The sequence below is a fragment of the Ruegeria lacuscaerulensis genome, assembly GCF_013031245.1.
GTDB classification, from domain to species: domain Bacteria; phylum Pseudomonadota; class Alphaproteobacteria; order Rhodobacterales; family Rhodobacteraceae; genus Ruegeria; species Ruegeria lacuscaerulensis_C.
This window is the reverse complement of record NZ_WPZL01000099.1, coordinates 1-1,277: the sequence shown is the minus strand read 5'-3', so window position 1 is coordinate 1,277 and position 1,277 is coordinate 1. Positions and strand designations below refer to the sequence as shown.

The window sequence follows — 1,277 nt, the reverse complement described above, 5'->3', positions numbered from 1 at the left end:
CGGTTTTTTCACCCAGTCCCTTTCCGACCGTGACCCAGAGCTTTTTGGCTCGATCACATCCGAGCTGGGCCGCCAGCGTGACGAGATCGAACTGATCGCATCCGAGAACATCGTCTCTGCCGCCGTGATGGAGGCGCAGGGCTCGGTGATGACCAACAAATATGCCGAAGGCTATCCCGGCCGTCGCTATTATGGCGGCTGCCAGTTCGTCGACATCGCCGAGAACCTGGCCATCGACCGCGCCAAAGAGCTGTTCGGCTGCGAGTTCGCCAACGTGCAGCCGAACTCGGGCAGCCAGGCCAACCAGGGCGTGTTCCAGGCGCTGATCAAACCCGGCGACACCATTCTGGGCATGAGCCTGGATGCCGGTGGTCACCTGACCCACGGCGCCCGCCCGAACCAGTCGGGCAAGTGGTTCCGCGCGGTGCAATACGGCGTCCGCAAGGAAGACAACATGCTGGACTACGATCAGGTCGAGGCGCTGGCGAAAGAACACCAGCCCAAGCTGATCATCGCCGGTGGCTCGGCCATCCCGCGCCAGATCGACTTTGCCCGCATGCGCGAGATTGCCGACATGGTCGGTGCCTACCTGCACGTGGACATGGCGCATTTCGCCGGTCTGGTGGCGGCAGGCGAGCATCCCTCGCCCTTCCCGTATGCGCATGTGGCCACGACCACCACGCACAAGACCCTGCGCGGTCCGCGTGGCGGCATGATCCTGACCAATGATGAAGATATCGCAAAGAAAGTGAATTCGGCGATCTTCCCCGGCATTCAGGGCGGCCCGCTGATGCATGTGATCGCGGCCAAGGCCGTGGCTTTCGGCGAGGCGCTGCAGCCCTCCTTCAAGGACTACATCAAGCAAGTTGTCACCAACGCGCAGGCGCTGTCGGATCAACTGATCAAGGGCGGTCTGGACACGGTGACCCACGGCACCGACACCCATGTGGTGCTGGTCGACCTGCGCCCCAAAGGGGTGAAGGGCAACGCCACCGAAAAGGCACTGGGCCGGGCGCACATCACCTGCAACAAGAACGGCGTGCCGTTTGACCCGGAAAAGCCGACCATTACCAGCGGCATCCGTCTGGGTTCCCCCGCCGGCACCACGCGCGGCTTTGGTGAGGTCGAATTCCGCCAGATCGCCGACTGGATCATCGAGGTGGTCGACGGTCTGGCCGCCAATGGCGAAGACGGCAACGGTGCCGTCGAAGCCAAGGTCAAGGCCGAAGTCGCCGAACTCTGCGCCCGCTTCCCGATCTACCCGAACCTGTAAGACG

The 1,277-nt window shown here is 63.2% G+C and carries 1 protein-coding gene; it reads left to right on the top strand.

Going from position 1 to position 1,277, the window contains the following annotated elements; translation table 11 throughout:
* Positions 1–1,273 (top strand): serine hydroxymethyltransferase (gene glyA / locus GOX66_RS25480; protein WP_237212791.1); only part of this gene is annotated, 1,273 nt, incomplete at its 5' end.
* Between the last annotated feature and the right edge of the window lie 4 nt (positions 1,274–1,277).